6 protein-coding genes and 1 pseudogene are annotated in these 4,427 nt (G+C 61.5%); all 7 read right to left on the bottom strand.

Translation table 11 applies throughout. From position 1 onward, the window contains the following. A partial coding sequence (locus EN939_RS22530; RefSeq protein ID WP_127269777.1) for a transporter substrate-binding domain-containing protein occupies positions 1-548 on the bottom strand: 548 nt, incomplete at its 3' end. A 157-nt stretch (positions 549-705) separates the two neighbouring features. Continuing rightward, positions 706-1,215 carry a molybdopterin-guanine dinucleotide biosynthesis protein B gene (gene mobB, locus EN939_RS22525; protein ID WP_127269775.1) on the bottom strand — a complete coding sequence of 170 codons (510 nt, stop codon included), beginning with the start codon at positions 1,213-1,215 and terminating at the stop codon, positions 706-708. After that, the gene (gene mobA, locus EN939_RS22520; protein WP_127269774.1) at positions 1,212-1,838 is read right to left on the bottom strand and encodes a molybdenum cofactor guanylyltransferase MobA; all 627 of its coding nucleotides are present in this window, start codon (positions 1,836-1,838) and stop codon (positions 1,212-1,214) included. The genes mobB and mobA overlap by 4 nt, the downstream gene beginning before the upstream one ends. Positions 1,839-1,893: 55 nt before the next feature. Beyond that, positions 1,894-2,814 (bottom strand): DMT family transporter, encoded by a 921-nt coding sequence (locus EN939_RS22515; protein WP_127269772.1) that lies wholly within the window; start codon positions 2,812-2,814, stop codon positions 1,894-1,896. 225 nt (positions 2,815-3,039) lie between these two features. Further along, positions 3,040-3,399, bottom strand: coding sequence for a hypothetical protein (locus EN939_RS22510; protein ID WP_127269771.1), 360 nt, complete (start codon positions 3,397-3,399; stop codon positions 3,040-3,042). Between the two features lie 120 nt (positions 3,400-3,519). Beyond that, complete coding sequence (locus EN939_RS22505; protein ID WP_236383069.1) at positions 3,520-3,954, bottom strand: hypothetical protein; 435 nt, start codon at positions 3,952-3,954, stop codon at positions 3,520-3,522. 88 nt (positions 3,955-4,042) lie between these two features. Beyond that, a pseudogene (locus EN939_RS22500) lies at positions 4,043-4,427 on the bottom strand (GTP 3',8-cyclase MoaA); the annotation flags it as partial.

Genomic DNA, 4,427 nt, shown 5'->3' with positions numbered 1-4,427 from the left:
ATATCGTCCTCGATGGCGTCGAGACGGCCATTGGCAAGATCTGCCTGCTCCTCGGGGCTGCTCGGATAGCCCTTCACGGTGCTGTCAGTGTAGGTCTTCGAGGCATAGTTGAAATGCGTCGTGGTGGTGGCGACGCCGATGGTCTTGCCGGCGAGATCTTCCTTGGTCACGCCTTTCAGCGTACTGTCCTTCGGCACGGCGAGCGCCGACGGCGTGTTGTAGTATTTGTGCGAAAAATCGACCTTTTCCATCCGCTCCGGCGTGATCGACATCGAGGCGACGATGGCGTCGAACTTGCCGGCCTGAAGGGCGGGAATGATGCCGTCCCAATCCTGCGCGACGAAGGTGCACTTTACCTTCATCTCATCACAAAGCGCCTTGGCGATGTCGATGTCGAAGCCTACGAGTTGGCCATCGGCGGTAAGGTTGTTGAAGGGCGGGTAGGCGCCTTCGGTGCCGATCCTTAGGGTCTTTTCCTGGGCCTGGGCGACGCCGAGCGTCAGCAGCGCGGCCGATGCGGCAAGCGCGATACGCAGTGAAATACGCATGATGGTCCTCTCTTTATGGTCCCGGCCGTCGTTCCGAACGGCTCTGTGGGGCGGTGCTTTTGACCGCCCGCTGGCGCGATACTCCCACTCTTTCCAAGAAAAAAGCAACTGCAAAACCGTAAAAATGGGCAAGGCTATTCTGCCGTTGCGTCAGCGCTCAAGCAACGAGCCCGGTGGTGCGCTCGATGAAGTCGGCTATCGATTTTGCATCGTCGAGATCGAATACCGGCAGCTGCTCGCCTTCAATCGCAAAATCGGCTGCGACAGCGACGATGTTGGGATCCTCCGCCGAAAGCGGCGTGCGGTCCTTCGCATCCAGCCGGCGGGTTTCGATCTTGTCGTGGGCTTCGCGCTTGTAGCCCTCGACCAGCACCAGGTCGCAAGGGGCAAGCCGCGACAGGACAGTCTCCAATGTCGGCTCATCCTCGCCGCGCAACTCGTGCATCAGTGCCCAGCGAACGCCGGAGACGATCGCGACTTCGGTGGCGCCGGCCTGCCGGTGGCGAAAACTGTCGGCACCCGGTTTGTCGATGTCGAAATCATGATGGGCGTGTTTCACCGTCGACACCTTCCAGCCGCGCCGGACAAGTTCGGTGACCAGCCTTTCGGTCAAAGTCGTCTTGCCGGAATTCTTCCAGCCGGTGATGCCGAAGACGCGTCTGTTCATGGCTTGATGCTCTGCAACAGACGCTCGGCAGACACAAGATCGTCCGGTTCGTTGATGTTGAAGAAAGGGTCGATCCCCGCCGATTGCAGAACCGGGAATTCCACCTCGACAAAACCGTGCCGGTCGATGAAAGCCGAAACCCGCCTGATATCCTCGTCGACCAGAAAGTGCCGCAAGGCATCGCGGCAGCCGAGCGGCCAGAGCGCGAAGGTCGGGTGCCGCTTGCCGGCCGAGCAGGCTACGGCAATCGAACTGGGACTTCGATCGGCGGCCGCTGCCAGGCGCTCGACAAGGTTCAACGGCAGGAAAGGCGTGTCGCCGGCAGCACTGACGATCGCTTTGCAAGACGTATTGGCCGCGGCCCATTCGAGGCCGGTCAGGATTCCGGCGAGCGGCCCGGCAAAGCCGGGCACGCTGTCGGCAAGCACCGGCAGTCCAAAGCGCAGGAATCGCGCAGAGGCGCCATTGGCGCTGAGCGCCAGCGATTCTATTTGCGGGGTGAAGCGCGACACGACCTGGTCAAGCAGGCAGCCATCGCCAAGCGGCAACAGGCTCTTGTCGCCGCCGCCCATCCGTCTCGACTGGCCACCGGCCAGGATGATCCCCGCAATGTCTCGCTTCATGCCACGAAGCCTGTACGCCAGCCGTCGGAAATCACAAGAACCTTCAATGATCTGGCTAGATTCCGTCAGGCACCATGGTCGGCCCCGTGCTTTCGGCGACGATCTTTCGCCGGCCGACCACACGCTCGCGATAGAGCGCATAAAGGCCGGAGCCGATGATGATGGTGGCGCCGACGATCATCGGCGGATCGGGGATATCGGCAAAGATGAACAGGCCAAGCAGGATCGACCAGATCAGGGCCGTATAGCGGAACGGCGCGATGAAGGAGATGTCGCCCGCCCGCATCGCCATGATGATGAACTGGTAGCCGATCACCACCAGCACCGCGGCCAAGGCCAGCAGGGCTGTGCTGTCCCTCGTCATCGGCGTCCAGCCGCCCATTGCCGGCAACAGCGCCGCACCGACGATGGTCATGGCAAGCGCGGTTGCCGTCGACACCAGCAATGTCGGAATGGCCTTGGGAATTCGCTTGGTGGCGAGATCGCGCACCGCACAACAGGCGACACTGGCCAGCGCTGCCAGCGAGTACATGCTGAACCCTTCGAAGCCAGGCCGCACGATAATCAGCACGCCGGCAAATCCGATGGCGATGGCCAGCCAGCGCCGCCAGCCGACAGCCTCGCCAAAGACGAGTGCGGCCCCCATCGTCACCGCCAGTGGCAGCGCCTGCAGCACCGCCGAAACATTGGCGATCGGCAAATGGGCGAGGGCGACGAGAAAACTCACCGTGGCACCGGCCTCGCTGATCACGCGCAGGGCCACCAGAGGCTGCAGCATCGAACCCGGGCGGGCGAGCGCGCCGCGCTGCCAGGCGAGCAAGCCGACGAAAAGCGAAGCGAAAGCCCCACGGATCAACATGACCTGCGCCATGTTCATCGATTGTGACGAGTATTTGGTGATGGCATCGTTGAGGCAGAAGCCGGCCATCGCCACCATCATGAACAACGCGCCGCGAATATTTGGTGACAGGGGCAAGACGGCTACCGGTTCTGCTAATGCATGTCGCCCAAAAGTGACCTCGGTTTTGGGGAAACGACACGCATAAGAAACAAAGACCTAAAGCGCGTCGCCTGAATCCGTTCAAACGCGACGCGCTTTAGGCAGCAAGCCTGTAACAGCCGGGCGTGAAACAGCAACAGCAAAGGGCTGGGCCACAGCCTTGTTTGTGGCTCAGAAGATCACCTGCAATGGCGGCAGAACTTACTTCTTCGGCGTCAGCACCTCGGTGCCATTGCCTTCCTTGCCGGCGATGGTCCACAGACCATGCAGCGAGCCGTCGTCCGTCATCTTGTAGACGACGAGGCCGATATCCTTGCCCATGACATAGCCGGCCGAGAAGGCATCATCGTTGCGCATGCAGATGCCGTCGGAAGATGAGCCGCCGGTTTCCCAATGGATCGCGCACGTCGTCCCGCTGGTCAGCGTGATGGTTGCCTCGCCGCCATAGGCAGAGCCGTCGAAGTTGGTGCCGGCGACCGTATAAGTGCCGCCGATCGACTGGGCCGCAGCGGGCACGGCCGCGAGACCAAGCAAGGCTAGAGAAAGAACGAGTTTGCGCATGGAGTATTCCCCCTGTGAGCGAAGATCCGCTTCCAGGGAAAGGGTAGGTTGGAACAGACTGGCCGTAAATCCGGCTGTGGTTCGCGAACAAGACTTTTTCTGGGGTGTGGTCCGAAACTTTCACGACCCCTTGAGACTGCCGGCAATGGCGCCGACCAGCGGGTCGTATTTCGACTTCAGGGCCGGAGGGTAGTCGACCCAGACCGTGCGGATGATACCGTCTCTCCCAAACAGACGTCGCTCGTAAAACATCTTTCCATCCTTAACGCCCGACAGCACCGCCCAATCGCTGCCGGCCTTGCCATAGGTCACCTTGTAGCCGGCTTCATCGCTGGCCTTCTCGGCCGCCACAAAGCCCTTCGGCGTATCGTTGTCTATGTTGAGGATGCCGGAGCAGATCAGGCTGGCGCCATCGGCGCTCAGCCATTGCTGTCCGTCGCCATTATCGGGCTCCGGCTGGCGATCGGTGAAGATCTCGTCGGGAAAGGTGCAGACGGTGCCGAAGCGCTCGTTCACATAAGTGAACGGCGCGGCGACCGCACTGCTTGCTGCCATTGTCGCAATCGCCAGGAATGAAGAGTGCAGCCGCATGCTCGCCTCGAGTCATGATCCGAAGCAATCTTGCATGAATTTCACGAAAAGATCAGCCGCCGGTGACGCTCATATGGCGTGACACCGATGGGCGGCTGGTGCGGCGGTCGATGATGAAGTCGTGGCCCTTGGGCTTGCGGCCGATGGCTTCGTCTATTGCATCGGCGACCAGCTCGTTGCCTTCGGAGGCGCGCAAGGGCGCGCGCAGGTCGGCGGCATCTTCCTGGCCCAGGCACATATAGAGGGTGCCGGTGCAGGTCAGCCGGACGCGGTTGCAGCTTTCGCAGAAATTATGCGTCATCGGCGTGATGAAGCCGAGCCGTCCGCCAGTCTCGGCGACCTGGACATAGCGGGCCGGGCCGCCGGTCTTGAAGGGAATGTCGGTCAGCGTGAACTGGCGTTCCAGCGACGCGCGCAGCAGCGACAGCGGCAGATAC

Origin of the sequence: Mesorhizobium sp. M7A.F.Ca.CA.002.05.1.1 (assembly GCF_003998335.1) — a bacterium.
In the GTDB taxonomy this organism is placed as follows: domain Bacteria; phylum Pseudomonadota; class Alphaproteobacteria; order Rhizobiales; family Rhizobiaceae; genus Mesorhizobium.
This window is presented reverse-complemented; position numbering and strand designations above follow the sequence as displayed.

Coding starts and splice junctions, on each gene's coding strand:
- mobB (WP_127269775.1), bottom strand. CDS start 1,215: ATGAACAGACGCGTCTTCGGCATCACCGGCTGGAAGAATTCCGGCAAG.
- mobA (WP_127269774.1), bottom strand. CDS start 1,838: ATGAAGCGAGACATTGCGGGGATCATCCTGGCCGGTGGCCAGTCGAGA.
- EN939_RS22510 (WP_127269771.1), bottom strand. CDS start 3,399: ATGCGCAAACTCGTTCTTTCTCTAGCCTTGCTTGGTCTCGCGGCCGTG.
- EN939_RS22505 (WP_236383069.1), bottom strand. CDS start 3,954: ATGGCAGCAAGCAGTGCGGTCGCCGCGCCGTTCACTTATGTGAACGAG.